Here is a 25,465-nt window from a genome sequence, read left to right on the forward strand (position 1 = left end):
GCACCCGAGATCAGCCGCAACCTTATCGGGCCCTCCAGGGCAGGGGCGACCTGCGGCCGGGGACAGGGGCGACGGATTCGGGCTCCGGCCTACCTAAAGTCCTGGGAGCACTCAACGGGTGCCGCCCCCTCCCCCGTATTCCCGCCCCCGAGGCCCAGCCCATGGTCGAGACGCTGCTCAAGTCCACCACCCGCCACATCCGTCTGTTCACGGCGCGGGTTGAGAACGACGATCTGATCCCCGACCCGGATCAGCTGACCCTGGACATCGATCCCGACAACGAGTTCCTCTGGGACGAGGCGGCCCTGGAGAAGGTGCGTGGCCAGTTCAAGGCGCTGGTGGCGGCCCAGGCCGGCCAGGAACTGAGCGACTACAGCCTGCGCCGCATCGGCTCCGAACTCGAGGGACTCGTCCGGCAGATGCTCCAGGCCGCCGAGGTGAGCTACAACCCCGAGGCCAGGGTGCTGAACTACTCGATGGGCCTGCCCCGCAGCCCGGAAACGCTGTGACCCGCTCCCGCAGCAGTGGCGGCTCGCGGCCGGACCGCTACGACCCGCGGGCCGATCGGTACGACGAGCCCATGGAGCAGCGAACAGACCGCTTCGCCACGGGCTACGGACGCCGGGACGACCCCCGCACCGGGGCCAAGGGGCGTCGGGAGATGAACGGCGGTGGTGGTGGCGGGCGCCCCCCCTCCGGCAACGGCGGTGGCCCGCCGGGCGGCGGTGGCCCCAACATTCAGCTGAATGTGGCCACCGTGGCGGTGTTGGCGGGGGTGCTGGTGGTGGGCATCGGCATCGGCAGCGCCGTGACCAGCACCACCCAGGGCAACCAGGGCAACATCGCCAGCGCCCAGCAGCTCGACATGGCGGTGCCCGACCCCGAATTCTGCAAGCAGTGGGGGGCCAGCGCCTTCGTGATGGACATTGAGCTGTACACCACGATGAACCCGAGCAGCAGCTTCGTGACCCAGCCCACCCTCCAGCCCGGCTGCGTCATTCGCCGGGAGAACTGGTCGGTGCTGCAGAAGGAAGGGGCGGTGACCGCCGAGCAGATGCGCCAGTGCAAGCAGCGCATGAACACCTTCGCCTACATCGGCTCGGTGCGCGACAAACCGATCGTGCGCTGCGTCTATCAGACCGACATCACCGGCAACAAATTCCAGACCCGGGGGGTCGCCGGCGCCGCCGACGACGCCGTGGGCATCACACCGGAGGCCGATCAGTTCTGAGCCCGTTGCGCTCGGCCAGCCCCGGTGAGGCCTGCGCCTGGCGCAGGGGGCTGTCCGGGCTGGCGAACACCGGCAGCACTTCACGGCGGAAGGCGTCGGCGGCCCGCGAGCAGTAGCGGGCGGGATGGGTGATCAGCTTCAGCTGGCGCCGCACCATCAGGTCGGCCACCTGGGGGCGGTACAGGGTGCCGGCGGCCAGCTCCCTCTCGATCGACACCACCGGCAGGAACGCCGCCCCCAGGCCCGCCTGGACGGCGTTCTTGATGGCCTCGAAGGAGTTGAGCTCCATCTCGATCTTGAGCCGCTGCACGTCGAGCTTGGAGCGGCTCAGCAGCTGGTCCACCATCTTGCGGGTGGTGGACTGGGCGTCGAGGCAGACGAAGCCCAGGCGGTAGAGGTCGTCCTTGGTGAGCTCGGGCAGGCGGGCGAGGGGGTGCTTGGGGGGCAGCACCAGGGCCAGCTCGTCGTTGGCGTAGGGCACCACCTGCAGCAGGTCGTTGAGGTCCGCCGGCAGCTCGCCGCCGATGATCGCCAGGTCGATCTGGCCGTTGGCCACGCTCCAACCGGTGCGGCGGGTGCTGTGCACCTGCAGCTGCACCGCCACGTCGGGGTACTTCTGGCGGAACAGGCCGATCATGCGGGGCATCAGGTAGGTGCCCGTCGTCTGGCTCGCCCCCACCACCAGGGAGCCACCGCGCAGGTTGTGGAGGTCATCGAGGGCCCGGCAGGCCTCCTGGCACTGGCTCAGGATCCGGTCGCAGTAGCTGAGCAGCAGGTGGCCGGCCTCGGTGAGCTGGGCCTTGCGGCCACCGCGGTCGAACAACGAGACATCCAGCTGCTTCTCCAGGTTCTGGATCTGCAGGCTCACCGCCGGCTGGGTAACGTAGAGGCTGTCGGCCGCCTTCTTGAAGCTGCCCTCACTGGCGATGGCCCGCAGGATGCGGAGCTGGTCGAGGGTGAAAGGCAGATCTGCCATGGGTCGGGGAGGCCTCGGGGGGACCGTTCGCCGGAGCCGGCAGGCCGAGCGGAACTCTAGGGGGCTCGCCCGGTGGCAAGAATCGACCTGTCACATCCGCTCCAGGACGCCGCTCCCCCATGCCCTCGCTTCCCCTGCTATTGGCGGGCCCCCAGCACAGCAGCGTGGTGATGCTGGCCTTGCTGGTGCTCTTCGCCCTGATCCACAGCGGCGGGGCCTCGCTGAGGGTCTGGGGGGAGGCGAGGATCGGGCCCCGGCTCTGGCGGCTGCTGTTCGCCGGGCTCAGCATTCCTTCCGCGGTGGTGGTGGTGGGCTACTTCCTCGCCCACCGCTACGACGGGGTCAGGCTCTGGAACCTGCAGTACCAGCCCTGGGTGGTGCCGCTGGTCTGGACCGGCACGGCCATCAGCTTTCTGTTCCTGTATCCGGCCACCTACAACCTGCTGGAGATCCCGGCGGTGCTGAAGCCCCAGGTGCGCCTCTACGCCACCGGGATCATCCGGGTGAGCCGCCATCCCCAGGCCGTGGGCCAGGTGCTCTGGTGCGCCACCCACCTGCTCTGGATCGGCACCAGCTTCACCCTGGTCGCCTGCTTGGGACTGATCGGCCACCACCTGTTCGCCGTCTGGAACGGGGACCGGCGCCTGCGCCACCGCTTCGGCGCCGCCTTCGAGGAGCTGCGGGCCTCCACGTCGGTGCTGCCCTTCGCCGCCGTGCTGGACGGCCGCCAGACGCTGGTGGCGATGGAATTCCTGCGGCCCTCCCAGTTGGGCATCGCCATCGCCATCGGCGTCTTCTGGTGGGCCCACCGCTGGATCGGCCTCGGCGCCACCACCTTCTCGCGCACGGCCCTCGCCCACTGGCTGGGCTGAAGCTGCCGCCAGCCGGCGGAGGTCGATGGGCAGGCCCCCACAGAGCCGGAGCCAGGCGGGCGAGCCTGCCTAAACTCCGGCCAACAGAGCCTCCAGGATGCCCTCCGCTTCCGAACTTGCCTGGTTGATCCCGGTGCTTCCCCTGCTGGGGGCCTGCCTCACCGGCCTGGGGCTGATCACTTTCAACCGCACCGTCAACCGCCTGCGCAAGCCGGTGGCCCTGCTGCTCATCACCTCCGTGGGCATGGCGGCGGTGCTCAGCTTCGCGATCCTGGCCGAGCAGCTGGCCGGAGCCGGCCCCAGGGAGGTCCTCTTCGACTGGGCCGGCGCCGGCACCTTCCACCTGCAGATGGGCTTCCGCGTCGACGCCCTCGGGGCCGTGATGCTGTCGCTGGTCACCACCATCGCCCTGCTGGTGATGGTCTATTCCGACGGCTACATGGCCCACGACAAGGGCTACGTCCGTTTCTTCACCTATCTGGCCCTGTTCAGCAGCTCGATGCTCGGGCTGGTGATCAGCCCCAACCTGCTCGAGATCTACGTGTTCTGGGAGCTGGTGGGCATGTGCTCCTACCTGCTGGTGGGTTTCTGGTACGACCGCGACGGCGCCGCCAACGCGGCCCAGAAGGCCTTCGTGGTCAACCGGGTGGGCGACTTCGGCCTGCTGCTCGGCATCCTTGGCCTGTTCTGGGCCACAGGCAGCTTCGGCTTCGAGGAGATCGGTGAACGGCTTTCCGCCGCCGTGGCGGGAGGCGGCCTGCCCACCGGGGTAGCCGTACTGCTCTGCTTGCTGGTCTTCATGGGCCCGATGGCCAAGTCGGCCCAGTTCCCCCTGCACGTGTGGCTGCCCGATGCCATGGAGGGACCCACCCCCATCTCGGCCCTGATCCATGCGGCCACCATGGTGGCGGCCGGCGTCTTCCTGGTGGCCCGCCTGCAGCCGGTCTACGGGCCCTTCCCGCAGGTTCAGCTGGTGATCGCCGTGATCGGCACCATCACGTTGTTCCTGGGGGCCTCGATCGCCCTCACCCAGATGGATCTGAAGAAGGGCCTGGCCTACAGCACCGTCTCCCAGCTGGGCTACATGATGCTGGCCATGGGCTGCGGCGCCCCGCTGGCGGGCATGTTCCACCTGGTCACCCACGCCTTCTTCAAGGCGATGCTGTTCCTCGGCTCCGGCTCGGTGATCCATGCCATGGAGGAGGTGGTGGGCCACGAGCCCGTGCTGGCCCAGGACATGCGCCTGATGGGCGGCCTCCGGAAGCACATGCCGATCACCTCCGCCACCTTCCTGATCGGTTGCATCGCGATCAGCGGCATCCCCCCCCTGGCGGGTTTCTGGAGCAAGGACGAGATCCTCGGGCAGGCCTTCAACAGCTTCCCGCTGCTCTGGGCCATGGGCTTCCTGACCGCCGGGATGACCGCCTTCTACATGTTCCGCCTCTACTTCCTCACCTTCGAGGGCCCCTTCCGCGGCCTGGACGCCGGCCTCCGCGCCCAGCTGCTCAGCGCGGCGGGCCAGCCCCCGGAGGCCACGGGAGAGTCCACCGAAGACGGCCACCACGGCCACGCCAGCCATCCCCACGAATCGGGCTGGCAGATGGCCGCCCCCCTGGTGGTGCTGGCGGTGCCTTCGGTGCTGATCGGCCTGCTCGGCACCCCCTGGAACAGCCGCTTCGGCAACCTCGTCGATCCCGTCGAGGCCGCCGAGGTGGCCGAACATTTCAGCTGGGGGGACTTCCTGCCCCTGGCCGGCGCTTCGGTCGCCATCTCCAGCCTCGGCATCGGCCTGGCCGTGCTGGCCTACGCCCTGCACCGCATCGACCTCGGCACCGCCGTGGCGGGTCGCTTCCCGGCGATCAACCGCTTCCTGGCCAACAAGTGGTACCTCGATGCCATCAACGAGAAGCTCTTCGTGCAGGGCAGCCGCCGGCTGGCCCGCCAGGTGCTCGACGTCGACTCCAAGGTGGTGGATGGGGTGGTCAACCTCACCGGCCTGCTCACCCTCGGCAGCGGCGAGGGCCTCAAGTACTTCGAAACCGGCCGCGTCCAGTTCTATGCCCTGATCGTGTTCGGCGGGGTCATCGGCCTAGTGCTTCTTTTCAGCGCCTTCGGCTGAGTCGAGGCCAGGCCGTCCCCCAACCGGACCGGGCCCCGCTGTGTGTGACAACGCCCATCCGGTGGGTGGGGCGGAGGCGAGGATTTCTACACTCCGGCCAGATGGACAGCACCGTTCTGTGCCTTTTCCCTGGCTGAGCACCGCGATTCTGTTCCCGATCGGCGCCGCTCTGCTGATCCCCTTCGTGCCCGACAAGGGCGATGGCAAGCAGGTCCGCTGGTACGCCCTCGGCGTTGCCCTCACCACCTTCCTGGTGACCGTCGCGGCCTACCTGCGCGGCTACGACCCCGCCGAGGCGGGCCTGCAGCTGGTGGAGCGGGTGGAGTGGCTGCCCGATCTGGGGCTGGCCTGGTCGGTGGGGGCGGATGGAATCTCCATGCCGCTGATCCTGCTCACCAGCTTCATCACCTCCCTGGCCTGCCTGGCGGCCTGGCCGGTCACCTTCAAGCCGAAGCTCTTCTACTTCCTGCTCCTGGCCATGGACGGCGGCCAGATCGCCGTGTTCGCCGTGCAGGACATGCTCCTGTTCTTCCTGGCCTGGGAGCTGGAACTGCTGCCGGTGTACCTGCTCCTGGCCATCTGGGGCGGCAAGAAGCGCCAGTACGCCGCCACCAAGTTCATCCTCTACACCGCCGGCAGCTCCCTGTTCATCCTCCTGGCGGGCCTGGCGATGGCCTTCTACGGCGGCGGCGCCCCCAGCTTTGAGTACACGGTTCTGGCGGCCAAGGAGTTCGGCACCGGCTTCCAGGTGCTTTGCTACGCCGCCCTGCTGATCGCCTTCGGCGTCAAGCTGCCGGTGGTGCCGCTGCACACCTGGCTCCCCGACGCCCACGGCGAGGCCACCGCCCCGGTGCACATGCTGCTGGCGGGCATCCTGCTGAAGATGGGTGGTTATGCGCTGTTGCGGTTCAACGTGCAGCTGCTGCCGGAGGCCCATGCCCAGTTCGCCCCCCTGCTGGTGATCCTGGGGGTGGTCAACATCATCTACGCCGCCCTCACCTCCTTCGCCCAACGCAATCTCAAGCGCAAAATCGCCTACAGCTCGATCAGCCACATGGGCTTCGTGCTGATCGGCATCGGCAGCTTCAGCGCCCTGGGCACCAGCGGCGCCATGCTGCAGATGATCAGCCATGGCCTGATCGGAGCCAGCCTGTTCTTCCTGGTGGGCGCCACCTACGACCGCACCCACACACTCCAGCTCGATGAGATGGGCGGCGTGGGCCAGAAGATGCGCAAGATGTTCGCCCTCTGGACCGTCTGCTCGCTGGCCTCCCTGGCCCTGCCGGGCATGAGCGGCTTCGTGTCGGAGCTGATGGTGTTCGTGGGCTTCGCCACCAGTGAGGCCTACAGCCTCAGCTTCCGCATCGTGATCGCCGTTCTGGCCGCGATCGGCGTGATCCTCACCCCGATCTACCTGCTCTCGATGCTGCGGGAGATCTTCTTCGGCAAGGAGAATCCCGAGCTGGCCTCCCACACCCACCTGGTCGACGCCGAACCCAGGGAGATCTACGTCATCTCCTGCCTGCTGGTGCCGATCATCGGCATCGGCCTCTACCCGCGCCTGGTCACCGACAGCTACCGGGCCGCCATCGAGGCCCTGGTCGAGCGGGAATCCGTCGCCCTGGTGAAGGTGGGGCGTGCCCCCGTACCGGCGGTGATGGCGACCGGGGCCTTCGGCAACCTGCCACCGGCCCTGCTGCACGCCCCGGCCCTGGGTTGACTTCTGGCCCCCTCAGCGCAGGGGGCCGGTTACGAAACCCTGCGCAGGTCCGTCGTGATGGCTCCGTCCTGCGGGGAGGATGCCTACGCTCCTCCATCGCACAGCGAGGGTCTCCATGCGGCAGATCAATTTCCTTCTGATCTTCAGCTTCGGCTTGGCCACGGTGATGTTCACCCTGGAGAACACCACGGCCACCACGGTGCATTTCCTGCCGGGCGTCAGCAGCACCCTGCCGTTGGCCGCCCTGCTCCTGCTGGTGGGCGGCATCGGCGCCACCGCCGCCTGGATCTACGCCGTCTGGAGCGGGGTGGTGCGGAAGGTGGAAACCCTGCAGAGCAGCGGTGAGGTGGAGGCCCAGCAGGTGCGGATCAGCGAACTGGAAAACGATCTGCGGCGCTACCGGGCCACCGTCGACGCCCAGCTCGGCCTGCTGCCGGCGGCTGGGGAGAGCTCTGCCCCGTCCCATGAGGCGGGCGAAGACGGCCTCACGCTGGCCGCCGACTGAGGCCCATGGGGCCGGTTCGGTGACCACCGCGACTGGTGCCATCCGGCTGCAGCCGGTAGCTTGCGCTCGGAAGGCCCCCCCGAGCAGGACATCGCGCGTGGCAGAAGCGGGCGCCAGACTCGCCATCCGGTTGCTCCAGGACGCGGCCGAGCGGGGCGACATCGACCCCTGGGACGTGGATGTGATCGCCGTCGTCGACGGCTTCCTCGACCAGCTGCGCCAGCGCATCGAGCTGCCCAGACGTCTGGCACCCCAGGGGGGGAGCTACGAAAGGGATCTGGCGGAATCCAGTGAGGCGTTCCTGGCCGCCTCGGTGCTGGTGGGACTCAAGGCGGAACTGCTCGAGTCGGCCACCTTTCCGCCCGAGCCTCTGCTGGAAGACCCCTTCTCCGCCGAGGACGACGTCGGCTGGGACCCCGGAGCCCTGGCCTTGCCCCGGCGGCCGGAGCGGCACCTGCACCGCCGTCCAGTGGCGCCACCGCCCCTGCAGCGCCCCGTCACCCTGGGGGAACTGATCCGGCAACTGGAGGACATCGCCGAGCGGCTCGAGCAGGACGGGGGGGAAGGGCGCCACCGGCCCCGGGCGCGCCGTTACAGCGAACGGGCCGCGATCGCCCAGGTGGCCTCCCTGGCCCACCGCGAGAAACTGCCGGAAACCACCGCCGCCCTCAGCCGCTTCCTGCTGCAGTGGACCCCCACCGCCGAAAGCGTCGAATGGGTGGCCTTCGATGCCCTGGTGGGCGCCTGGGCGGAGGCGGTCGCAAGCGCGCCGGCCGACGAGGACCTCGACCAGGACCGGGTGGGGGTGTTCTGGGCCCTGCTGTTCCTCTCCTCCCAGGGCAAGGTGGAACTGGAACAGGCGGGCGGGCTTTACGGGCCCCTCAGCCTGCGTTGCCGCCGGGAGGAACGGGTCGAGGCGCTCAGCCTGCCAAGGCTGCCTGGGCAGGGGTCAGATAGGGGGCCGGCTCTGGAGGCAGTGGCAGCCTGAGTTTTCTCCTTAGGCTGCCCTTTCACCTCCGACATGAAACGACGCCGATGAAGGCGATGATCCTGGCGGCAGGCAAGGGAACACGGGTGCGGCCGATCACGCACACCACCCCCAAGCCGATGATTCCGATCCTGCAGAAGCCCGTAATGGAGTTTCTGCTCGAGTTGCTCCGGGAGCATGGCTTCAACGAAATCATGGTCAACGTCTCCCACCTGTCAGAGGAGATCGAGAACTACTTCCGCGATGGGCAGCGTTTCGATGTCCAGATCGCCTACAGCTTCGAAGGACGCATCAGTGATGGGGAGCTGATTGGTGAAGCGATGGGTTCGGCTGGAGGGCTGAAGAAGATTCAGGACTTCCAGGCCTTTTTCGACGACACCTTCGTGGTGCTCTGCGGCGATGCCCTGATCGACCTCGACCTCACCGAAGCCGTCCGGCGCCATCGTGAGAAGGGCGCGATGGCCAGCCTGATCACCAAGCGGGTGCCCCGGGATCAGGTGAGCAGTTACGGGGTGGTGGTGACCGACGAGGCCGGCCGGGTCCTTTCCTTCCAGGAGAAGCCGTCGGTGGAAGAGGCCGCCAGCGACATGATCAACACGGGCATCTACATCTTCGAACCGGCTGTCCTCGATTTCATCCCCAGCGGGGAGCCCTTCGACATCGCCGCCGATCTCTTTCCCAGGCTGGTGAAATCCGGGGCCCCCTTCTATGCCCTGCCCATGGAGTTCGAGTGGGTCGACATCGGCAAGGTGCCGGATTACTGGCAGGCGATCAGGAGTGTTCTGCAGGGGCACGTGCGTCAGGTGCAGATTCCCGGCAAGGAAGTGCGTCCGGGGATCTTCGCAGGCCTGAACGTGGCGGCCGACTGGGACAAGATCCACGTCAAGGGGCCGATCTTCGTGGGCGGCATGAGCCGCATCGAGAACGGTGTGACCATCATCGGGCCGGCCATGATCGGGCCGAGCTGCCACATCTGCGAAGGGGCCACGATCGACAACTCGATCATCTTCGATTATTCCCGTATCGGTGCCGGTGTGCACCTCGTCGAGAAGCTTGTCTATGGCCGCTACTGCGTCGACCGCAACGGCGACCATTTCGATCTGCAGGAAGCCGCCCTCGACTGGCTGATCACCGACTCCCGCCGCCAGGACGTCGGCACCCCTTCACCGCAGCAGAAGGCCATGGCCGAGCTACTCGGCTCCGACCTCGCCGCCAGCGGCGCCCCCTAGGCCCGCCAATCGAAGGATCTGGGGGATGCGGTGCTCGGCCTTGATGGCCATCAGGTGCACCCCCTGGGCGATGGAGCGGTAGGAGGCCACCTGTTCCGCGGCGATGGCCACGCCTTCCGCCGCCGGATCGGCGGCGCCTGCGAGCCGATCGATCAGGGACTGGGGGATGCGGGCCCCGGGCACCACGCGGTTGATGAACTGGGCATTGCGCGCCGACTTGAGCAGAAACACCCCGGCCAGCACCGGCAGCCCAAGCGGGGCGGTGATCTCCTCGACGAAGCGCCGCAGGCAGGCGGTGTCCATCACCATCTGGGTCTGGAGGAAGCGGGCGCCGACCTCCTGCTTGCGCCGCACCCGGGAGCACAGTCCGCTCCAGCTCGGCGACTGGGGATCGGCGGCGGCGCCGGGGAAGAGGGCCGTGGCCCCGTCCGGCAGCTCCCCCTTCACCGGATCCTCGCCGGCGTTCAAGGACCGCACCAGTTGCAGCAGCCGCACCGCCTCGAGTTCATTCACCGCCCGGACCCCGGGCTGATCCCCGGCCCGCACCGGGTCACCGGTGAGACAGAGCAGGTTGCGGATGCCAAGGGCGTGGGCGCCGAGCAGGTCGGCCTGGAGGGCGATGCGGTTGCGGTCGCGGCAGGTCATCTGCAGGACGGGCTCGATGCCGGCCTCCAGCAGCAGGCGGCACATCGCCAGGCTGCTCATCCGCATCACCGCCCGGCTGCCGTCGGTGACGTTGACCGCCTGCACCAGGCCCCGCAGCGCCGCCGCGGCTTCCAGGGTGCGGCCTGCATCGCCCCCACGGGGCGGGGTCACTTCCGCCGTGATGGCGAAGCGACCTTCCGCCAGGGCCTTTCGAAGCTGCAACGGCCATCTCCATGACAGGGGCATCATGGATCAGCCGCTGCCTAGAGTGAAAGGAACTGCCGAGGAGCCGATGGCTGAGAGCAAGCCGCCGGCTCCGTCGATGTCCCCGTCCCCGGAGCGTCCCATGCTTCATGCACGCAGCGAGTTATCGGAGCGGGAACTCGAGATCATCGAGCTGGTGGCCACGGGCCTCACCAACCTGGAGATCGCCGGCCAGCTGACGATCAGCAAGCGCACCGTCGACAACCACGTCAGCAACATCTTCACCAAGACCGGCGTCAAGAACCGGGTGGCCCTGCTGAACTGGGCCATGGACCACGGCAAGATCTGCCGCGACGGCTTCAACTGCTGCGCCCTGCCCCATGTCGACCCGTCCAGGCCCGGCTGAGCTCAGCGGCCCTGGGGCCACTGAAGCGCGTCGCGTTCATGCGCCGGCCACGACGCCAGGGGACGGTGCGCCAGGGCCGCATTGCTGAGGTCACGACGGCCGGTGATCTCTCTGGAGCACCAGGCGGGAACGGCCACCGCCTGGTCGGCCCGCTCCAGCTCCACCTCCGCCACCACCAGGGGGGCATTGGCGGCCTCGAACACATCCAGCACCCAATCGCCACCGGGCAGATCCAGGCCGTAGCGCGTCTTGCTCACCTGATGGGCGGATTGCTCCAACAGGGCCTCCGCATCGATGGCCGGGATCGGGTACTCGTACTCCTGCCGCGTCAGGGCCCAACCGGGAGGGGCTGACGCGGCCGCCGCGCCGACGGCTGGCAGCTTGAGGGTGAGGTACGCCGCCATGGCGCCATCGGGGGCCCTGGCCAGCCGCACCCGCAGGGTGAGTTCCCCGTTCCCGGTAGCCAGATAGCCCTGCCGGATCGCCCTGGCCCCATGCGCATGGGGGCGCCACTGGTCGCCGCTGACAAGGAAGCGACGCTCGATTTCCAGGGCCATGGGGAGGGGGGCAGGGCGGGTCGGAGCCGGTCAGTTGCGGGACGGTTCGCCAGCGGTGAGGCTGCCGGCCCAGTGGAGCTTGTGGGTGAGGGTGCTGTAGTACGAGGGGCTCTGCTCCAGCTGAAGCATCAGCACCGGATGGCGGCCCCGCTGCAGGACACAGCGATCGCCGGGTTCGAGCACCGTGGCATGGGCGCCGTCCTTCCAGAGCTTGACCCGACGGCTGGACTCCCCCAGGGGCCAGACCGAAAGCCGCGAACCGGGAGGGACCACCACCGCCCGGCTGGAGAGACTCATCGGGCAGATCGGCGTGACCACGATCGCTTCGATGCCCGGATGCAGGATCGGTCCGCCGGCGGCCATCGCATAGCCGGTGGAACCGGTGGGAGTGGCGATGATCAGGCCGTCGCCCCGGTACTGGTCCACCACCTCCCCGTCGATCTCGAGCTCGAGCATGCAGGTGGGGGAGAGCTCGTCGAGAGCGGGCCGGAAGTAGAAGTCGTTGAGGGCCGTGTGGGGGCCATCGCCGACCCCGCTGAGCTCGCCGTCGGAGGCCACGTCCCCCTGCTGGGGCACGCCGTCGCCCCGGTCGACCCGGGCCTCCAGCATCATGCGCCTCTCGATCGCGAAGCGGTCGTCCCGCAGACGCTGCCAGAGGGTGTCGTCCGGATCATGGCCACCGGGCTCCCCATGGCCATCGCCCTGCAGCCTGAGCAGGCGTCGCTCGTGGGTGAGAAAGCCCAGGTGGCCGCCGACATTGAAGCTGAGCACCGGCACAGCAAAACTGGCCAGGTGGCGGGCTGCCGCCAGGACCGTGCCATCGCCGCCAAGCACCACGGCCAGGTCGGGAAGGTCGCTCTCGGTGGCCAGAAGGCCAGGAAAGGGATTCAATCCCAGGCCGCTGACGGCGGTGGTGACGTTGACCCCCTGGGAACGCAGGTCCTGGGCACAGCGGCGGGCCTGACGCTGGGCCGCCTGGCTGCCCTTGCGAAGGATCAGCCAGACCCTCTCAATCTGCATGGGCCGGATCGCGCGAGGCTGGCACCGTTACCAGCGCAACAGGTTGAAGCGCTCCATGTCGACCGTTTCGCGGTTGCGGTAGAGGGACAGCAGGATGGCCAGGCCGACGGCCGCTTCGGCTGCAGCCACGGTGATCACGAAGATGGCGAACACCTGGCCCCGAATCAGCTGGCCATCGAGGTAGTCGGAGAAGGCCATCAGGTTGATGTTGACGGCATTCAGCATCAGCTCGATGCTCATCAGCACACGCACGGCATTGCGGCTGTTGATCAGCCCCCAGACGCCGACGCAGAACAGCATGGCCGCGACGGAGAGAAAGGCCTCGAGGGGGATCGGAGAGGCGAGGTCGGTGCTCATGGCTTGGAAAGGAGGGTGGGAGCGGGGGCGGATTTCTCGATCAGCAGGGGGGTGCGGTCTTTTTCGATCAGCCCCTGATCGGCCGGCTCACCGGTGATCACGTCGGTGCTGAAGACGTCGCGACGGGCCAGCACGATGGCGCCGATCATCGCCATCAGCAGCAGCACCGAGGCCAGCTCGAAGGGCAGCAGGTAATCGGTGAACAGGTGCTCGCCAATGCGGATGGTGGCCTCTTCGCCCACGGGCGGCGGGCCCGGCAGCGCCCAGTTGGTGGTGAAGGCCACCCGCAACAGCAGCGCGAAGAGTCCAGCGCAGACGGCCCCAGACAACAGCCGACGGACCAGCAGCCCCGGGATCGCGGCGAGGGTTTCCTGCTTGTTCACCAGCATGATCGCGAACAGGATCAGCACATTGACCGCGCCCACATAGACGAGGATCTGGGCCGCCGCGACGAAGCTGGCATTGAGCAGCAGATACAGCCCGGCAACGGAAAGGAAAACACCGCCGAGCAGGAAGGCGGAATAGACGATGTTGGGCAGCAGGACCACGCCGAGTGATCCGACCACGGTGGTGGCCGAGAGCACGAGGAAGCAGATCTGCTGGGTGGTGGAGGCGATCGACATCAGGACTCTCCGGAGCTGTCGGAAGGGGTGGCGCCGCTCTGGGCCTTCTCCCTCTGGAGGGATTCGAGTACCTGGGAAGGCAGCTGGCCCGCACGGGGCTCGCTGGCAGGCACCCCATGGGGATCAAGGGCACCCTTGGGAAGGTAGGCCAATTCCCGCAGGGCGAACACGGCCGGGTCGGAGGTGACGCTGGTGGGCAGGCGGCCGAGGGCCACGTTGTCGTAGTTGAGGCTGTGGCGATCGAAGGCCGCCAGCTCGTACTCCTCGGTCATGGAGAGGCAGTTGGTGGGGCAGTACTCCACGCAGTTGCCGCAGAAGATGCACACCCCGAAATCGATCGAGTAGTTGCGCAGTTCCTTCTTCTTGGTGGCCTTGTTCATCACCCAATCGACCACCGGCAGGTTGATGGGGCACACCCGCACACACACCTCGCAGGAGATGCACTTGTCGAGTTCGTAGTGGATCCTTCCCCGGTAGCGCTCGGAGGGGATCAGCTTCTCGTAGGGGTACTGGACCGTGATCGGCCGCCGGCGCAGGTGATCGAAGGTGACCGCCAGCCCCTGGGTCATCGTCTGGGCCGCGCTCACCGCCTCCCGGGTGTAGTCACCGACTTGCTTGAGAAACCCGAACATGGCTGGGGCGTGGGGGGTTACGGGATGGGGACCATGATGGCCCCGTGCGGGCCGCTTTGTTGGTATCCGGCGAACGGGTTCAGCCGCCGAAGGCCACCGGGAAGGCCAGCTTGAGGCCGGCGGTGACCAGCAGGTTGACCAGGGCGATTGGCAGCAGGAACTTCCAGCCCAGGTCGAGCAGCTGGTCGATCCGCACCCGCGGGGTGGTCCAGCGCAGCAGGATCGCGAAGAAAACCAGAAGGTAGGCCTTCAGGATCGTGCTGACGATGCCGATCGAACCGGTGATCACCTGGACAAGGGGGGCATCGGGGGAGACCCCGAGCCAGCCGGTGATCCACTCGACGGGCACAGGGAAGCTCCACCCGCCCAGGTAGAGCACCGACACCAGCAGCGCCGACAGCACCAGGTTGATGTAGCTGCCCAGATAGAAGAGGGCGAACTTCATGCCGGAGTATTCCGTCTGGTAGCCGGCCACCAGCTCCTCCTCGGCCTCCGGAAGGTCGAAGGGAAGGCGCTCGCACTCCGCCAGGGCGCAGATCCAGAAGATCACGAAGCCGACGGGCTGGCGCCAGATGTTCCAGCTCAGGATGCCAGCCCCTGTCTGCTGGGCAACGATGTCGACGGTGCTGAGGGAGTTGCTCATCATCACCACCGCCAGCACCGCCAGGGCCAGGGGAATCTCGTAGCTGATCGACTGGGCCGCCGCCCTGAGGCCGCCGAGCAGGGAGTACTTATTGTTGCTGGAGTAGCCGCTCATCAGCAGGCCGATCGGCTGGATGCTGCTCAGGGCGATCCACAGGAAGATGCCCACCCCCACGTTGCTGATCAGCAGGTTCTGGCCGAACGGCACCACCAGCCAGGACAGGATCACCGGCACCACCACCAGCACCGGACCAAGGCTGAAGAGCACGGAGTCGGCCCTGGCCGGGATGATGTCCTCTTTGAACACCAGCTTGAGGCCATCGGCCAGGGGCTGGAGCACGCCCAGGGCACCGGCGTATTCGGGGCCAATGCGCTGCTGCACCGCCGCGGAGATCTTGCGCTCCAGCCAGACGCTGACCAGGACGCCGACCACGGCCCCCACGAGCACCAGGACCATCGGCAGGGGCAACCAGAGCAGGCGGGCGGCACCGGCGGTGAGGCCCATGGCCTGGGCCAGGTCGATGAAGCTCGACTGGAGATCGAGACCAGGGGGAGTACCAGGGGGCGTAACGGTGGCACCCAGCAGGCCAGTGGACAGCATCAGAGAACTCCGGTGGGAGGAACCTAGGTGGAAAAGGGGTCAGCCAGGAACCGGACGGCTTTCCAGGGGCAGCCAGCCCCGTTCGACGGGACCGGTGTAGATCTGCGAGGGACGGTAGATGCGGTTGGCACCAAGTTGTTCCTTCCAGTGGGCCAGCCATCCTGCCGTACGGGCGATGGCGAAGATGGGGGTGAACAGGTCGCGGGGAATACCGAGCTTTCGGTAGACCAGACCCGAATAGAAGTCGACATTCGGGAAGATTCCCTTCGGCCCGAGGCGCCGCTCCGCCACCTCCTCAAGCTTGAGGGCCACGTCGTACATGGCGTCATGGCCGAAGCGCTGGAAAAGCTCCTCGGCCAGGCCCTGCAGGATCACGGCCCGGGGATCCTTGACCCGGTACTCGCGATGGCCGAAGCCCATGATCTTCTGCTTCTGGGCGATGGCTCGATCGAGCCAGGGCTCCACCTGATCGATGCTGCCGATCTGGTCGAGCATGTCCAGCACGTCCTCGTTGGCGCCGCCGTGCAGGGGCCCGGCCAGGGTCCCCACGGCCGAGGCCACCACGGCGTAGGGGTCGGTGAGGGTGCTGGCCGTGACCCGGGCGCTGAAGGTGCTGGCGTTGAGGCTGTGCTCGGCGTGCAGGATCAGACAGGCATCGAAGATCCGAGCCGCCAGGGGATCGGGCTCCCGCTCCGTGAGCATGTAGAGGAAGTTGGCCGAGTAGGCGAGGTCGTCCCGGGGCTGGATCGGATCCTGCCCCTTCCGGATCAGCTGGAACGCCGCCACCATCGTGGGGATCTTGGCGATCAGCCGCACCACCGCATCGACGATGTACTGGGGGTCGTACAGGGCACGCCGGGAATAGAAGAGTCCCAGGGACGCCGCGCTGGCCTGGAGGGCATCCATCGGATGGCCCGTGGCCGGAAAGCACTTCATCATGTCGCGGATGCGGAAGCTGAGCCGCCGGTGCATCTGCACCTCCTGCTCGAACTCCCGCAGCTGGAAGATCGTCGGCAGCTCGCCCCAGATCAGCAGGTAGGCGGTTTCGAGGAAGCTGCTCTGGTTGGCGAGCTGCTCGATGGGGTAGCCCCGATAGGTGAGAAGGCCCCGTTGCCCCTCGATGTCGCAGATGGCGGACTGGGTGGCCGGCACCCCTTCGAGCCCGGGGCGGAAGGTCGGGGGCGCCGGCGCCGATGGCGAGGGAGGGATGCCCTGAGGGTCATTCGCCTCTGGGGTGCTCGCCGCCGCCATGCCGCTTCCTGTGAGTGCGATGAACTTAGGCGCAGGAACGGGCCCCTGGCGTAGCGCCCGCTGCCGCCTCAGGGGCGGGGAAGCCAGAGCCTGGGGCGCACCAGCCACTCCAGACGGGCCGTGCCGGCCAGCGAAGCGCCGACCTCAACGGCGGGGAGACGCAGCAGGGCCAGACCCGCCTTGCGCAGGGCGATGGCGCCGGGCGGCGCCCCGAGCAGGCGGGACGCCAGCAGCCCCAGATCCGGCTCATGGCCCACCAGGAGCAGTCGGCAGGATGGCGCTTCATCGCCTCGGTTGAACCAGGCCGGCAGCAGGGGCAGGGGATCCCCGCCGGGCTCAAGGGCCTGGGCCAGCTCGATGGCGGGGGCCAGACCGACCATCCGGGCGATCTCGGCGGTTTGCCAGGCCCGGGCCAGGGGGCTGGAGAACAGACGATCCGCCCCCAGACCCAGGCGGACGGCCCGCTCCAGCACCGCCCGGGTGCGGGCCCGGCCGGCGGCGGTGAGCTCCCGCTCCGCATCGACCCGAGCGGGGCTGCGCTCCTCGGCGATGCCGTGGCGCAGCAGAAGCAGCTCCCAGAGCGGTGGCGCCATGGTCAGGCGGCTCCGAAATCAAGGCGCGCTTCCACCGCCAGGACGCCGGTCTCTCCCTGCAGCGCCAGGGCCAGGCCGGTGACCGGCTCACTCAGGGGCCCCCCGGCCAGGGCGGTGAGGCGTTGCCAGGGCCGCCAGGCCGCCAGAACGTCGCGGGCCCGCGGACCATCCAGGGCCCATTGCAGGGCCGCCTCCGGAACGGCAAGGGCCGCCAGCTGCCCCTGCAGGCGGCCGGTCCCCTGCTTCTGCGGCCCACCGAGGCCCTCCAGCTGGCCCAGGGATTCTCCCCACCAGGCCTGGTCGCCCCGCTGCCAGCGCCAGCCCAGCAGGGGCGCCTGCAACTGTTCCGACCTGCCGTCTCGGCGACCCGGGCCAGCCTGCAGCCGGGTCCAGGCCAGCAGCAGCTGGCCGTCGACCTCCAGGGGGGCCGCGATCAGAGCATCGGCCGCCAGGGCCGCCTCCAGGGCGGCGGGCTCCGGCCGATCGGCCGCCGTGCCCAGCAACCAGCGATCGCCGCTGGCGGCGGCCAGGAGCGGTCCCCCGTCGGACCCCACCACCAGGGCGGGCACCGGACCCGCCGCATCCGCCGCCCCCACCAGGCGCTCGAGCAGCGGCTGCAGCAGGGGGATTGTGGCGATGGAGGCGGGATCCTGCACCAGGGCGAGGCTGGCGGCGGGTCGGTGCAGGGCGGCCAGCAGGGCCTGGCCCAGGCCAGCGTCGGCACCAACCTCCGGCAGGGCGATCTCCGGCGGCAGCCCGAGCAGGCCGGACAGCCGCAGACTTGGCCCATCGGGTCGCAGGGCCAGCAACAGCCCACCGGGCCGCTGGTCGGCGGGGGCCGGCAGCGGCAGCCCCAGCCAGCGTTCCAGGGCGGCGGGGGACGCCTGGAGCAGGGCGGCACCGGTGCCGAGCCGCCGCAGACCCTCCTGGAAGGACGCCTGGCCGGCCTGGTTGAGCTCAGGGATCTGGGAGACATCCAGCGCCTGCTCCAGCACACCCCGTCCCGAGGCGATCAGGACGAGGTCGTCATCCACCAGGGCCGTGGCCAGCGGCATCGGTGTGCGGCCCAGCAAGGCCCCCCGGCCACTGATCAGACCCATCCCCCGGTAGGTGCTGATCTGGAGATCGGTACCCGCCAGGCTACGGGTCTGCCAGAAGCGCTGCAGAAACTGGCGGGCGCCGCCGTCGTCCCGGCTGCCCAGGGCCAGCAGCCAGCCCCCCCTGGAGGCTCCTGGGGCCTCGCCGGCGTCCGCCTCGAACAGGGCCAGACCCACCGGTGCCGCCAGCCAGGAGCGCAGTTCACCGTCGTAATCCAGACCCGCCGCGGCGAAGGCCCCGTCGCGCAGCCGGCCGACCGCCGCCGCCGCCTGGCGTCGCTGGCGGGGCGGGGCGACGGCACGGGCGTAGTCCAGGGGCTGGTCGCCGTCGCTGAACAGATGGAAGCTGAGGGGGGGATCCCGGGGCACGAACCTGGCGGCCCGCGGCACCACCAACGGCAGGCGCTGCAACCGCAGGGCGCTGCGTTGCCACACCAGCCACCAGCCACCGAGCCCCAGTCCGAACACCACCAGCACCAGGGCCAGCAGCACCGCCAGAAATGGGCGGGCCTTCATGCGTTCTCAGCAGGATGGGACCATCCTGACGCCACCCCCCCTCCGACGCCCGCCATGGACGAGACGACCCGCCCGGGGACCCCCCGGACGCTCACCGCCGCGGACCTGCAACGGCGCCTCGAGGCCGGCGAGCCGCTCCAGATCGTGGATGTGCGCGAGGACGGCGAACTGGCCCTGGCCAGATTGCCGCTTGAGGTGCTGCATCTGCCCCTGAGCCGCCACCGGGAGTGGCTGCCGGATCTTGAGAGCCGGCTCGACCGGCAGCAACCGGTGGTGGTGCTCTGCCATGCCGGCATCCGCAGCTGGGACTTCGGCTGCTGGCTGATTCAGGAACAGGGCTTCGGGGAGGTCTGGAACCTGAAGGGGGGCATCGACGCCTGGAGCCGGGAGGTGGATCCCCAGGTTCCCCGTTACTGAGCACACGCCCTGCCAGGCGAAGGGTCCGCTCCTACCTAGGATTATTGATCTGTTTTGCTTCAGGCTTTCCCCCCGTCCTTGGACACGCTGCCGCGCCGACAACAGGAGGTCCTACGGGCCACGGTGCGGCACTACGTGGACACCGTCGAGCCGGTCGGCAGCCACACGCTGGTGCGGCGTTTCGGGCTGCCCGCCAGCCCCGCCACCGTGCGGACGGCGATGGGGGCCCTGGAGCAGCGCGGCCTGCTGACCCAGCCGCACACCTCCGCCGGCCGGATCCCCAGCCAGCGGGGCTACCGCCTGTACGTCGATCAGCTGCTGCCGGCCCCGGGGGCCGCCGCCCTGCAGCTGGAGAGGGAGCTGGCCGGGATCAGCCTGCAGTGGGCCGCCCTTGATGACCTGCTGCTGCACCTGGCCCGTCGCCTGGCCGATCTCACCGGCCTGCTCAGCCTGATCACCCGCCCCCAGCGCCCCAGCCCCCTGCTGCAGGCGGTGCGGCTCGTGCCGAGCGGCGACCGCCTCCTGGTGTTCCTCGTCCAGGGGCCCGACTTCAGCACCAGCCTGAACCTGCGCCTCGGCGCCGGCCTGGAGGAGGAACTGCCGATCCTGGAGCGCTGGTGTAACCAGCAGCTCCGCGCCGGCGGTGATGGCCGCATCCCCTGGGAGCGACTGCCGGCCGAACTGCGCCGCAGCGGCGGGCTGCTGCGCCATGCCCTCGACAGCCACGGCCGCATCCGCAGCGAGGAGCTGGATGCCGTGGTGGCGGCCGGCCTGGGGGGACTGCTGGCCCAGCCGGAATTCAGCCACAGTTCCAGCCTGCTTCCCGTCGTGCAGCTGGTGGAGCATGGCCCCCGCACCCTGCTGGGGCTCACCGGCAACCCAGCCACGATTGCCAGCGACGCGATCTGGATCGGCACGGAACACCCCCATGCGGCCCTCGGCCAGTGCGCGGTGGTCCAGGCCAGCTATCGCACGGGCCACGGTGGCCGCGGCCAGGTGGCGTTGGTGGGGCCGATGCGCATGGCCTACGCCACCGCCCGCGCCGCGGTTCAGTCGGTGGCCTCGATCCTGGAGAGGCTGCTCAGCTGATGACCTATTGCCTCGGATTTCTGCTCCAGAGCGGCCTGGTGTTCGCCTCCGACTCCCGCACCAACGCAGGCGTGGATTACATCTCCAGTTACAGCAAGATGCATGTGCTGGCGCCGGCCCCCGATCGGCTGTTCGTGCTGATGGCGGCCGGCAATCTGGGCACCACCCAGGCCGTGCTCAACCGCATCCGCCGCGACATCGAGAACCATGGCGCCAGCCCCAACCCCCAGTGGAGCCGCCAGGACGACCCGCCGGCGGGCCCGAGCATGCTCACCGCCCGTTATCTGTTTGAAGTGGCCGATTACATCGGCCGGCTGAGCGTGATGGTGCAGAAAGAATTCAATCCCAACCTGCGGCAGGCGGGCGCCAGCGGCGAGGCCAGCTTCATCCTCGGTGGCCAGATCGCCGGCCAGCCCCACGGGCTCTACATGGTGTATCCCCAGGGCAACGCGATCATGGCCACCGCCGACACCCCCTTCCTGCAGATCGGCGAAACCAAGTACGGCAAGCCCCCCCTCGATTACATCGGCCGCCCCGACCTCTCCCTGGAGGATGCGGCGCGCCTCTGCCTGGTGTCGGAGATCGTCACCCGGCGCTCCAACCTCACCGTGGGCCCCCCCTTCGAGATCGCCTTGGTGCGCCGCGACGAGTTCAAGGTGGGCCGGCGCCTCAAACTCGAAAAGGAGGCCCCGGAGATCCAGCACACCATGGATGTGTGGTCCCGCCACATGCAGGAGGGGCTCAACAAACTGCCCCGCTTCCCCTGGGAGCAGGACCCCCTCTGAGGCCAGAGCCTGCCGGGCGAGGCGGAAAACCTATCCGGCCAGACCGTCGCCCAGCTTCTCCGCCACCGTGTTGACGTCCTTGTCGCCGCGGCCGGAGAGGTTGAGCACCACTTCGGTGCCGGGGGCCAGGGTGGGGCAGAGGGATTCCAGCCAGGCGAAGGCATGGGCCGTCTCCAGCGCCGGGATGATGCCTTCCAGTTCACTCACCCGCTGCAGGGCCTCCAGGGCCTGGGCGTCGGTGACGGCGGCATACTCGGCCCGGCCAATGCCCTTGAGATAGCTGTGCTCCGGTCCGACGCCCGGGTAGTCGAGGCCGGCGCTGATCGAGTGGGCCTCCTGCACCTGGCCTTCGTCGTCCTGCAGCAGCAGGCTCATGGCGCCGTGCAGCACCCCCACCCGCCCTTCGGTGATGGTGGCGGCATGGCGGCCCGTGGCCACACCCTCGCCGGCCGCCTCCACCCCGATCAGGCGCACGGAGGTGTCCTGAACAAAGGGATGGAACAGGCCCATGGCGTTGGAGCCACCGCCCACACAGGCGATCAGCACATCCGGCAGGCGACCGAAGGCCTCCAGGCACTGGGACCTGGCTTCCTGGCCGATCACGGCATGGAAATCGCGAACCAGCATCGGATAGGGGTGCGGGCCGGCCACCGAACCGAGGATGTAGTGGGTGCTTTCCACGTTGGTGACCCAGTCGCGGATGGCTTCGCTGGTGGCGTCCTTGAGGGTGGCGGTGCCGGCGGTGACGGGCTGCACCGTGGCCCCCAGCAGCCGCATCCGGAACACGTTCAGGGCCTGGCGGCGCATGTCCTCGGCGCCCATGTAGATGACGCACTCCAGCCCGAAGCGGGCGCAGACCGTGGCCGTGGCCACGCCGTGCTGGCCGGCGCCCGTCTCGGCGATGATCCGCTTCTTGCCCATCCGCAGCGCCAGCAGGGCCTGGCCCAGGGCATTGTTGATCTTGTGGGCGCCGGTGTGGTTGAGGTCCTCGCGCTTGAGCCACAGGCGCGCCCCCCCCTCCGGACGGCGGTAATGGGCCGTGAGACGCTCGGCCTCGTAAAGCGGTGTGGGACGCCCCACGTAGTGACGCAGCAGGTGGTCCAGCCGGGCGGTGAAGGCGGGGTCGGCCCAGGCCTCGGCGGCGGCGGCCTCCAGCTCCGCCAGGGCGGGCATCAGGGTTTCGGGCACGTACTGACCCCCGAAGGGTCCGAAACGGCCCAGGCCATCCGGGCGGACCGACGGCTGCAGTTCGGCCGGATCGACGCGGCGGGCAGGGACGGTGCTGGTCACCGGCGGTACGGAAGGAGATGGTTCACAGTAGGCAGGCAGCACCCGGCACGGCTGGGACGGCCAACGAACGCCAGAGGTGCTCCAGTTCCTTCGAGACGGTGTGATCATCTTTCCGCAGGTGATGGACCCTGACCTTCTCGACCGGATGGACGCCGACCTGGACGCCCTGCCGGCGCTGGCCCAGACGTCCCTGCTGCACGGCATGATCGGCATCGACGGCAAGGCCGATCACTACGAAGCCAGGATGTTGCGCAATCTCACGAAGCTGGGCGTCACGGATCTGCGCCAGGCAGGCCCCGGGCTCAAGCTCAATGACCTGCATCGTTACTTCGATTCGGCCCGCGATCTCGCCTTTTCCACCCCCATCATTCATTTTCTCGACGAACTCTTCGGCTCGGCACCGGCGCTGATTCAATCCCTCACCTTCTGGAAAAGCAGCGAACAATCGCTGCATCAGGATTTCTCCTACGTGCACCATCACAGCCGGCTGGGGCATCTGGCCGCGGCCTGGATTCCCCTGGAAGACATCAGTGACCAGGCCGGCCCGCTCGTCTACTACAAGGGTTCCCATCTCCTGGCGGAGCATCAGTTCTACGACTGGAACCAGGGCGGAATTCTGGCCAGCCGCAACACCGAACCCCAGACAGCAGCGGGTTACGGGCATTACCTGGACGCCTTGATCAACCAGCAGGGCTGGACATCGAGCATCTACCTGCCCAGGCGCGGCGACCTGCTGATCTGGCACGGGGCGCTGATGCATGGCGGCACCGCCATGGCCGATCCCACTCGCACCCGCCGCTCCTACGTCTGCCACTACACGGCCGCCGCCAACCACAAGGCCATGGCCTGCCATCGCGTCGGGGAGGGCTACGACTTCTCCGAACCTCCCTCCCTGCCGGAATCGATGCGGCCTCGGTCGCTGCCCTCCCGGCTGGTCTCCGCCGCCGGCCGCCGCATGACGCGCCTGTTCAGGGGGGCGCACACCGATGCCTAAGGGCGGCTGGAGGGAGTTCAGCGGCTCAGAGAGCCTGCAGCGGCCTCCGGCCCCTGGCGGCCCTGGCGTGGCCAGGGCCCAGCAGCGCGTTCGGGTGCAGCGCACCAAGGCTGGCAAGGGCGGCAAGCTCGTCACCACGATCACGGGGCTGGACATCCCAGACGCCGAGGCCCGTGCCCTGCTGCAGCGGCTCAAGACCCGAGCCGGCACCGGCGGCACCATCAAAGATGGGGTGATCGAACTCCAGGGGGACCAGGTGGCCCTCACCCTGGCCGAGCTGGAGGCGCAAGGGTTCCGGCCGAAGCAGGCGGGGGGGTAGGGGAGAATGCGGCCCGAAACCCCCGCCCCGTTTCCGTGTCCGAGATGACCTCGCCGGCCAAGGCCACCAACATCGTCTGGCACCACTCCACAGTGACCCGCGCCGCCCGGGCCCACCAGCGGGGCCACCGCAGCGCCATCCTCTGGTTCACGGGGCTCTCCGGAGCGGGCAAGAGCACCCTGGCCAATGCGGTCAACTCGGCCCTGTTCGAGCAGGGACTGGCCTGCTACGTGGTTGATGGCGACAACGTGCGCCATGGGCTGTGCAGCGATCTGGGCTTCTCCGACGCCGACCGGGAGGAGAACATCCGCCGCATCGGTGAGGTGGCCAAGCTGTTCCTGGATGCCGGCGTGGTGGTGCTCACCGCCTTCGTCTCCCCCTTCCAGGCCGACCGCCAGCGGGCCCGCGCGCTGGTGGAGGACGGCGATTTCCTGGAGATCCACTGCGCCGCCGACCTGGCGGTCTGCGAGCAGCGAGACACCAAGGGGCTCTACGCCAAGGCCCGGGCGGGTGAGATCAAGGAGTTCACCGGCATTTCCAGCCCCTACGAGGCCCCCGAGGCCCCCGAGCTGCGGGTGGCCACCGGCGAGCAGAGCCTTGAGGATTCCGTGGCCCAGGTGATGGCCGAACTGGAGCGGCGCGGCATCATTCCGGCTCCGGCAGAGCCTTGAACGGTTCCGGTTCGGGCCACTCCCTGCGCAGGCGCAGGGCCCAGGCATCGAGGAAGGTCTTGGAACAGCTGGCGACCGGCACCGCCAGCAGCAGGCCCAGCAGTTCCCCCAGTCCCAGCAAGCCGCCCAACCGGGCGCCGATCGGCAGGCTGATCAGAAGCCAGGCCGGCTGCAGCCCCACGATCGAGCCCATCAGCCGCGGCTGGATCACCTGGTCGACCACCTGGCCGACGCTGATCGCTACGGCCAGCACCTCCAGGCCGGTGCGTGGATCCTGCAGGGCCAGCAGCACGCTCACCCCCACGATGGTGAGGGCGCTGGCGTAGGGGATCAGGGTGGTGAAGCCGATCGCCACCGCGAACAGCACGCCGTAGGGAATCCCCAGCAGGGTGAACACCAGGCTCTGGGCGCCGCTGAGGATCAGGGCGAGCACCACCTGACCGGCGAAGTAGCCCCGGAAGGTGCGGTCGAGGGTGCTGAGCACCAGGGAGCGGGTGCCGGCGGGAAGCCATTCCACCAACCCCCGGGCGATGCCTTCGCCGCCCAGCAGCAGGAACACGGCCAGCACCAGCACGATCACCGTGTTGACGGTGATGCTGACGGTGGCCCCCAGGATCCCCAGCACCTGCTGGCTCAGCTGGGAGGCGATCTTGCTGGTGCGGGTGATCAGGTCGCTGCTGAGCCCGCCAAAATCGGTGGGCAGCCCACGCTCGGTGGCCCAGCTCTGCAGCTGCCCCAGCAGCGTTTCCCCCTGGGCCAGCCAGCTGGGCAGGGCCAGCACCAGGTCGCCGAGCTGCTCCACCAGGCGGGGCACCAGCACCAGGGCCGCCAGCACCACCGCCGAGAGGCTCAGCCCCAGCACCAGGAGCAGGGCCAGGGCCCGCGGCAGCCCCCGCTGGATCAGCCAGCGGCTGGGGATGTCGAGCAGGAAGGCCAGCAGGGCAGCCGTCAGGAACAGGGCCGGGAACGGCGCCAGGGGCACCAGCAGCTGGCGCAGCACCCACAGGTTGAGCACCAGCAGGGGCAGGGCCAGGGAGAACCGCAGCCAGGGGGGCAGCACCAGCCGCTCGAGCATCAGCGGGAGCGGGGCCAGGCCCCGGAGGATCGACGATCGCC

Annotated in this window: 28 protein-coding genes; 15 read left to right on the top strand and 13 right to left on the bottom strand. The window is 68.8% G+C overall.

All coding sequences use genetic code 11. From position 1 onward, the window contains the following. Positions 1 to 161 precede the first annotated feature (161 nt). Together KBZ12_RS02330 and KBZ12_RS02335 are read left to right on the top strand one after the other, a co-directional pair. Complete coding sequence (locus KBZ12_RS02330; RefSeq protein WP_254956099.1) at positions 162 to 509, top strand: NAD(P)H-quinone oxidoreductase subunit M; 348 nt, start codon at positions 162 to 164, stop codon at positions 507 to 509. Beyond that, the gene (locus KBZ12_RS02335) at positions 506 to 1,231 is read left to right on the top strand and encodes a DUF3172 domain-containing protein (RefSeq protein ID WP_396100463.1); all 726 of its coding nucleotides are present in this window, start codon (positions 506 to 508) and stop codon (positions 1,229 to 1,231) included. The genes KBZ12_RS02330 and KBZ12_RS02335 overlap by 4 nt, the downstream gene beginning before the upstream one ends. Here the strand turns inward: KBZ12_RS02335 and KBZ12_RS02340 are convergent. Further along, positions 1,206 to 2,207, bottom strand: a complete 1,002-nt coding sequence (locus KBZ12_RS02340; RefSeq protein WP_254956100.1) for a LysR family transcriptional regulator — start codon at positions 2,205 to 2,207, stop codon at positions 1,206 to 1,208. The genes KBZ12_RS02335 and KBZ12_RS02340 overlap by 26 nt on opposite strands. A 119-nt stretch (positions 2,208 to 2,326) precedes the next feature. Between KBZ12_RS02340 and KBZ12_RS02345 the strand changes: the two genes are divergently transcribed. From KBZ12_RS02345 to KBZ12_RS02370, 6 genes are all read left to right on the top strand, one after another. Next, complete coding sequence (locus KBZ12_RS02345; protein ID WP_254956101.1) at positions 2,327 to 3,079, top strand: NnrU family protein; 753 nt, start codon at positions 2,327 to 2,329, stop codon at positions 3,077 to 3,079. A 97-nt stretch (positions 3,080 to 3,176) separates the two neighbouring features. After that, positions 3,177 to 5,198, top strand: coding sequence for an NAD(P)H-quinone oxidoreductase subunit 5 (locus tag KBZ12_RS02350; protein WP_254956102.1), 2,022 nt, complete (start codon positions 3,177 to 3,179; stop codon positions 5,196 to 5,198). 118 nt (positions 5,199 to 5,316) lie between these two features. Next, positions 5,317 to 6,918, top strand: coding sequence for an NAD(P)H-quinone oxidoreductase subunit 4 (locus KBZ12_RS02355; RefSeq protein WP_254956103.1), 1,602 nt, complete (start codon positions 5,317 to 5,319; stop codon positions 6,916 to 6,918). 115 nt (positions 6,919 to 7,033) lie between these two features. After that, complete coding sequence (locus KBZ12_RS02360; RefSeq protein ID WP_254956104.1) at positions 7,034 to 7,423, top strand: lipopolysaccharide assembly protein LapA domain-containing protein; 390 nt, start codon at positions 7,034 to 7,036, stop codon at positions 7,421 to 7,423. 97 nt (positions 7,424 to 7,520) lie between these two features. Next, complete coding sequence (locus tag KBZ12_RS02365; RefSeq protein WP_254956105.1) at positions 7,521 to 8,411, top strand: segregation/condensation protein A; 891 nt, start codon at positions 7,521 to 7,523, stop codon at positions 8,409 to 8,411. Positions 8,412 to 8,458: 47 nt separating this feature from the next. Continuing rightward, positions 8,459 to 9,640 (top strand): NDP-sugar synthase, encoded by a 1,182-nt coding sequence (locus tag KBZ12_RS02370; protein ID WP_254956107.1) that lies wholly within the window; start codon positions 8,459 to 8,461, stop codon positions 9,638 to 9,640. Here KBZ12_RS02370 and KBZ12_RS02375 read toward each other — a convergent pair. Continuing rightward, on the bottom strand, positions 9,602 to 10,534 hold the full coding sequence (locus KBZ12_RS02375; RefSeq protein WP_254956109.1) for a methylenetetrahydrofolate reductase: 933 nt from the start codon (positions 10,532 to 10,534) through the stop codon (positions 9,602 to 9,604). The two genes, KBZ12_RS02370 and KBZ12_RS02375, sit on opposite strands and share 39 nt — an antisense overlap. Positions 10,535 to 10,631: 97 nt before the next feature. On the opposite strand from KBZ12_RS02375, the gene KBZ12_RS02380 reads away from it, so the two are divergent. After that, on the top strand, positions 10,632 to 10,895 hold the full coding sequence (locus KBZ12_RS02380) for a LuxR C-terminal-related transcriptional regulator (RefSeq protein WP_254956110.1): 264 nt from the start codon (positions 10,632 to 10,634) through the stop codon (positions 10,893 to 10,895). Between the two features lie 2 nt (positions 10,896 to 10,897). On the opposite strand, the gene KBZ12_RS02385 is transcribed toward KBZ12_RS02380, so the two are convergent. The 9 genes from KBZ12_RS02385 to KBZ12_RS02425 form a co-directional block, all read right to left on the bottom strand. After that, positions 10,898 to 11,452, bottom strand: a complete 555-nt coding sequence (locus KBZ12_RS02385; RefSeq protein ID WP_254956111.1) for a CYTH domain-containing protein — start codon at positions 11,450 to 11,452, stop codon at positions 10,898 to 10,900. A 30-nt stretch (positions 11,453 to 11,482) separates the two neighbouring features. Then, entirely contained in the window at positions 11,483 to 12,472 is a 990-nt protein-coding gene (locus tag KBZ12_RS02390) for an NAD(+) kinase (RefSeq protein WP_254956112.1), read from the bottom strand. A 27-nt stretch (positions 12,473 to 12,499) separates the two neighbouring features. Next, positions 12,500 to 12,829 carry an NADH-quinone oxidoreductase subunit NuoK gene (gene nuoK, locus KBZ12_RS02395; protein WP_254956113.1) on the bottom strand — a complete coding sequence of 110 codons (330 nt, stop codon included), beginning with the start codon at positions 12,827 to 12,829 and terminating at the stop codon, positions 12,500 to 12,502. Next, positions 12,826 to 13,452, bottom strand: a complete 627-nt coding sequence (locus KBZ12_RS02400; RefSeq protein WP_254956114.1) for an NADH-quinone oxidoreductase subunit J — start codon at positions 13,450 to 13,452, stop codon at positions 12,826 to 12,828. Before KBZ12_RS02400 ends, nuoK begins: the two co-directional genes overlap by 4 nt. Further along, on the bottom strand, positions 13,452 to 14,084 hold the full coding sequence (gene ndhI, locus KBZ12_RS02405) for an NAD(P)H-quinone oxidoreductase subunit I (protein WP_254956115.1): 633 nt from the start codon (positions 14,082 to 14,084) through the stop codon (positions 13,452 to 13,454). The genes KBZ12_RS02400 and ndhI overlap by 1 nt, the downstream gene beginning before the upstream one ends. Before the next feature lie 79 nt (positions 14,085 to 14,163). Then, positions 14,164 to 15,327, bottom strand: coding sequence for an NADH-quinone oxidoreductase subunit NuoH (nuoH, locus tag KBZ12_RS02410; protein ID WP_254956116.1), 1,164 nt, complete (start codon positions 15,325 to 15,327; stop codon positions 14,164 to 14,166). A 39-nt stretch (positions 15,328 to 15,366) separates the two neighbouring features. Next, the gene (locus KBZ12_RS02415) at positions 15,367 to 16,578 is read right to left on the bottom strand and encodes a citrate synthase (RefSeq protein ID WP_254956117.1); all 1,212 of its coding nucleotides are present in this window, start codon (positions 16,576 to 16,578) and stop codon (positions 15,367 to 15,369) included. Between the two features lie 68 nt (positions 16,579 to 16,646). Continuing rightward, entirely contained in the window at positions 16,647 to 17,171 is a 525-nt protein-coding gene (locus KBZ12_RS02420; RefSeq protein ID WP_254956118.1) for a histidine phosphatase family protein, read from the bottom strand. Between the two features lie 2 nt (positions 17,172 to 17,173). After that, positions 17,174 to 18,784 carry a DUF3352 domain-containing protein gene (locus KBZ12_RS02425; RefSeq protein WP_254956120.1) on the bottom strand — a complete coding sequence of 537 codons (1,611 nt, stop codon included), beginning with the start codon at positions 18,782 to 18,784 and terminating at the stop codon, positions 17,174 to 17,176. A gap of 54 nt (positions 18,785 to 18,838) precedes the next feature. Here KBZ12_RS02425 and KBZ12_RS02430 point away from each other — a divergent pair, with 54 nt between their 5' ends. The 3 genes from KBZ12_RS02430 to KBZ12_RS02440 all read left to right on the top strand — a co-directional run bounded on the left by KBZ12_RS02430 (position 18,839) and on the right by KBZ12_RS02440 (position 21,075). Further along, a complete protein-coding gene (locus tag KBZ12_RS02430; RefSeq protein WP_254956122.1) occupies positions 18,839 to 19,201 on the top strand; it encodes a rhodanese-like domain-containing protein in 363 nt (120 codons plus the stop codon). Positions 19,202 to 19,279: 78 nt separating this feature from the next. Then, positions 19,280 to 20,290, top strand: a complete 1,011-nt coding sequence (locus tag KBZ12_RS02435; protein WP_254956124.1) for a heat-inducible transcriptional repressor HrcA — start codon at positions 19,280 to 19,282, stop codon at positions 20,288 to 20,290. Next, the gene (locus KBZ12_RS02440) at positions 20,290 to 21,075 is read left to right on the top strand and encodes a 20S proteasome subunit A/B (protein ID WP_254956126.1); all 786 of its coding nucleotides are present in this window, start codon (positions 20,290 to 20,292) and stop codon (positions 21,073 to 21,075) included. The genes KBZ12_RS02435 and KBZ12_RS02440 overlap by 1 nt, the downstream gene beginning before the upstream one ends. Before the next feature lie 30 nt (positions 21,076 to 21,105). On the opposite strand, the gene trpB is transcribed toward KBZ12_RS02440, so the two are convergent. Beyond that, positions 21,106 to 22,365, bottom strand: coding sequence for a tryptophan synthase subunit beta (gene trpB, locus KBZ12_RS02445; RefSeq protein WP_254956127.1), 1,260 nt, complete (start codon positions 22,363 to 22,365; stop codon positions 21,106 to 21,108). A gap of 100 nt (positions 22,366 to 22,465) precedes the next feature. On the opposite strand from trpB, the gene KBZ12_RS02450 reads away from it, so the two are divergent. From KBZ12_RS02450 to cysC, 3 genes are read left to right on the top strand one after another with little or no spacing between them, the layout of a single operon-like run. Then, positions 22,466 to 23,359 carry a phytanoyl-CoA dioxygenase family protein gene (locus tag KBZ12_RS02450; RefSeq protein WP_254956128.1) on the top strand — a complete coding sequence of 298 codons (894 nt, stop codon included), beginning with the start codon at positions 22,466 to 22,468 and terminating at the stop codon, positions 23,357 to 23,359. Next, on the top strand, positions 23,352 to 23,678 hold the full coding sequence (locus KBZ12_RS02455; RefSeq protein WP_254956130.1) for a translation initiation factor: 327 nt from the start codon (positions 23,352 to 23,354) through the stop codon (positions 23,676 to 23,678). The genes KBZ12_RS02450 and KBZ12_RS02455 overlap by 8 nt, the downstream gene beginning before the upstream one ends. 44 nt (positions 23,679 to 23,722) lie before the next feature. Further along, positions 23,723 to 24,349, top strand: a complete 627-nt coding sequence (gene cysC, locus KBZ12_RS02460; RefSeq protein ID WP_254956261.1) for an adenylyl-sulfate kinase — start codon at positions 23,723 to 23,725, stop codon at positions 24,347 to 24,349. Here the strand turns inward: cysC and KBZ12_RS02465 are convergent. After that, positions 24,324 to 25,424, bottom strand: a complete 1,101-nt coding sequence (locus KBZ12_RS02465) for an AI-2E family transporter (RefSeq protein WP_254956132.1) — start codon at positions 25,422 to 25,424, stop codon at positions 24,324 to 24,326. The genes cysC and KBZ12_RS02465 overlap by 26 nt on opposite strands. Positions 25,425 to 25,465: the final 41 nt, after the last annotated feature.

The sequence above is a fragment of the Cyanobium sp. Cruz CV13-4-11 genome (genome assembly GCF_024346055.1).
Lineage (GTDB): Bacteria > Cyanobacteriota > Cyanobacteriia > PCC-6307 > Cyanobiaceae > Cyanobium.

Coding starts and splice junctions, on each gene's coding strand:
- KBZ12_RS02465 (WP_254956132.1), bottom strand. CDS start 25,424: ATGCTCGAGCGGCTGGTGCTGCCCCCCTGGCTGCGGTTCTCCCTGGCC.
- KBZ12_RS02455 (WP_254956130.1), top strand. CDS start 23,352: ATGCCTAAGGGCGGCTGGAGGGAGTTCAGCGGCTCAGAGAGCCTGCAG.
- nuoK (WP_254956113.1), bottom strand. CDS start 12,829: ATGAGCACCGACCTCGCCTCTCCGATCCCCCTCGAGGCCTTTCTCTCC.
- KBZ12_RS02430 (WP_254956122.1), top strand. CDS start 18,839: ATGGACGAGACGACCCGCCCGGGGACCCCCCGGACGCTCACCGCCGCG.
- KBZ12_RS02385 (WP_254956111.1), bottom strand. CDS start 11,452: ATGGCCCTGGAAATCGAGCGTCGCTTCCTTGTCAGCGGCGACCAGTGG.
- nuoH (WP_254956116.1), bottom strand. CDS start 15,327: ATGCTGTCCACTGGCCTGCTGGGTGCCACCGTTACGCCCCCTGGTACT.
- KBZ12_RS02390 (WP_254956112.1), bottom strand. CDS start 12,472: ATGCAGATTGAGAGGGTCTGGCTGATCCTTCGCAAGGGCAGCCAGGCG.
- KBZ12_RS02425 (WP_254956120.1), bottom strand. CDS start 18,784: ATGAAGGCCCGCCCATTTCTGGCGGTGCTGCTGGCCCTGGTGCTGGTG.
- KBZ12_RS02340 (WP_254956100.1), bottom strand. CDS start 2,207: ATGGCAGATCTGCCTTTCACCCTCGACCAGCTCCGCATCCTGCGGGCC.
- KBZ12_RS02415 (WP_254956117.1), bottom strand. CDS start 16,578: ATGGCGGCGGCGAGCACCCCAGAGGCGAATGACCCTCAGGGCATCCCT.
- KBZ12_RS02375 (WP_254956109.1), bottom strand. CDS start 10,534: ATGATGCCCCTGTCATGGAGATGGCCGTTGCAGCTTCGAAAGGCCCTG.
- KBZ12_RS02420 (WP_254956118.1), bottom strand. CDS start 17,171: ATGGCGCCACCGCTCTGGGAGCTGCTTCTGCTGCGCCACGGCATCGCC.
- KBZ12_RS02370 (WP_254956107.1), top strand. CDS start 8,459: ATGAAGGCGATGATCCTGGCGGCAGGCAAGGGAACACGGGTGCGGCCG.
- KBZ12_RS02350 (WP_254956102.1), top strand. CDS start 3,177: ATGCCCTCCGCTTCCGAACTTGCCTGGTTGATCCCGGTGCTTCCCCTG.
- KBZ12_RS02330 (WP_254956099.1), top strand. CDS start 162: ATGGTCGAGACGCTGCTCAAGTCCACCACCCGCCACATCCGTCTGTTC.
- ndhI (WP_254956115.1), bottom strand. CDS start 14,084: ATGTTCGGGTTTCTCAAGCAAGTCGGTGACTACACCCGGGAGGCGGTG.
- KBZ12_RS02400 (WP_254956114.1), bottom strand. CDS start 13,452: ATGTCGATCGCCTCCACCACCCAGCAGATCTGCTTCCTCGTGCTCTCG.
- cysC (WP_254956261.1), top strand. CDS start 23,723: ATGACCTCGCCGGCCAAGGCCACCAACATCGTCTGGCACCACTCCACA.
- KBZ12_RS02440 (WP_254956126.1), top strand. CDS start 20,290: ATGACCTATTGCCTCGGATTTCTGCTCCAGAGCGGCCTGGTGTTCGCC.
- KBZ12_RS02360 (WP_254956104.1), top strand. CDS start 7,034: ATGCGGCAGATCAATTTCCTTCTGATCTTCAGCTTCGGCTTGGCCACG.
- KBZ12_RS02380 (WP_254956110.1), top strand. CDS start 10,632: ATGCTTCATGCACGCAGCGAGTTATCGGAGCGGGAACTCGAGATCATC.
- KBZ12_RS02345 (WP_254956101.1), top strand. CDS start 2,327: ATGCCCTCGCTTCCCCTGCTATTGGCGGGCCCCCAGCACAGCAGCGTG.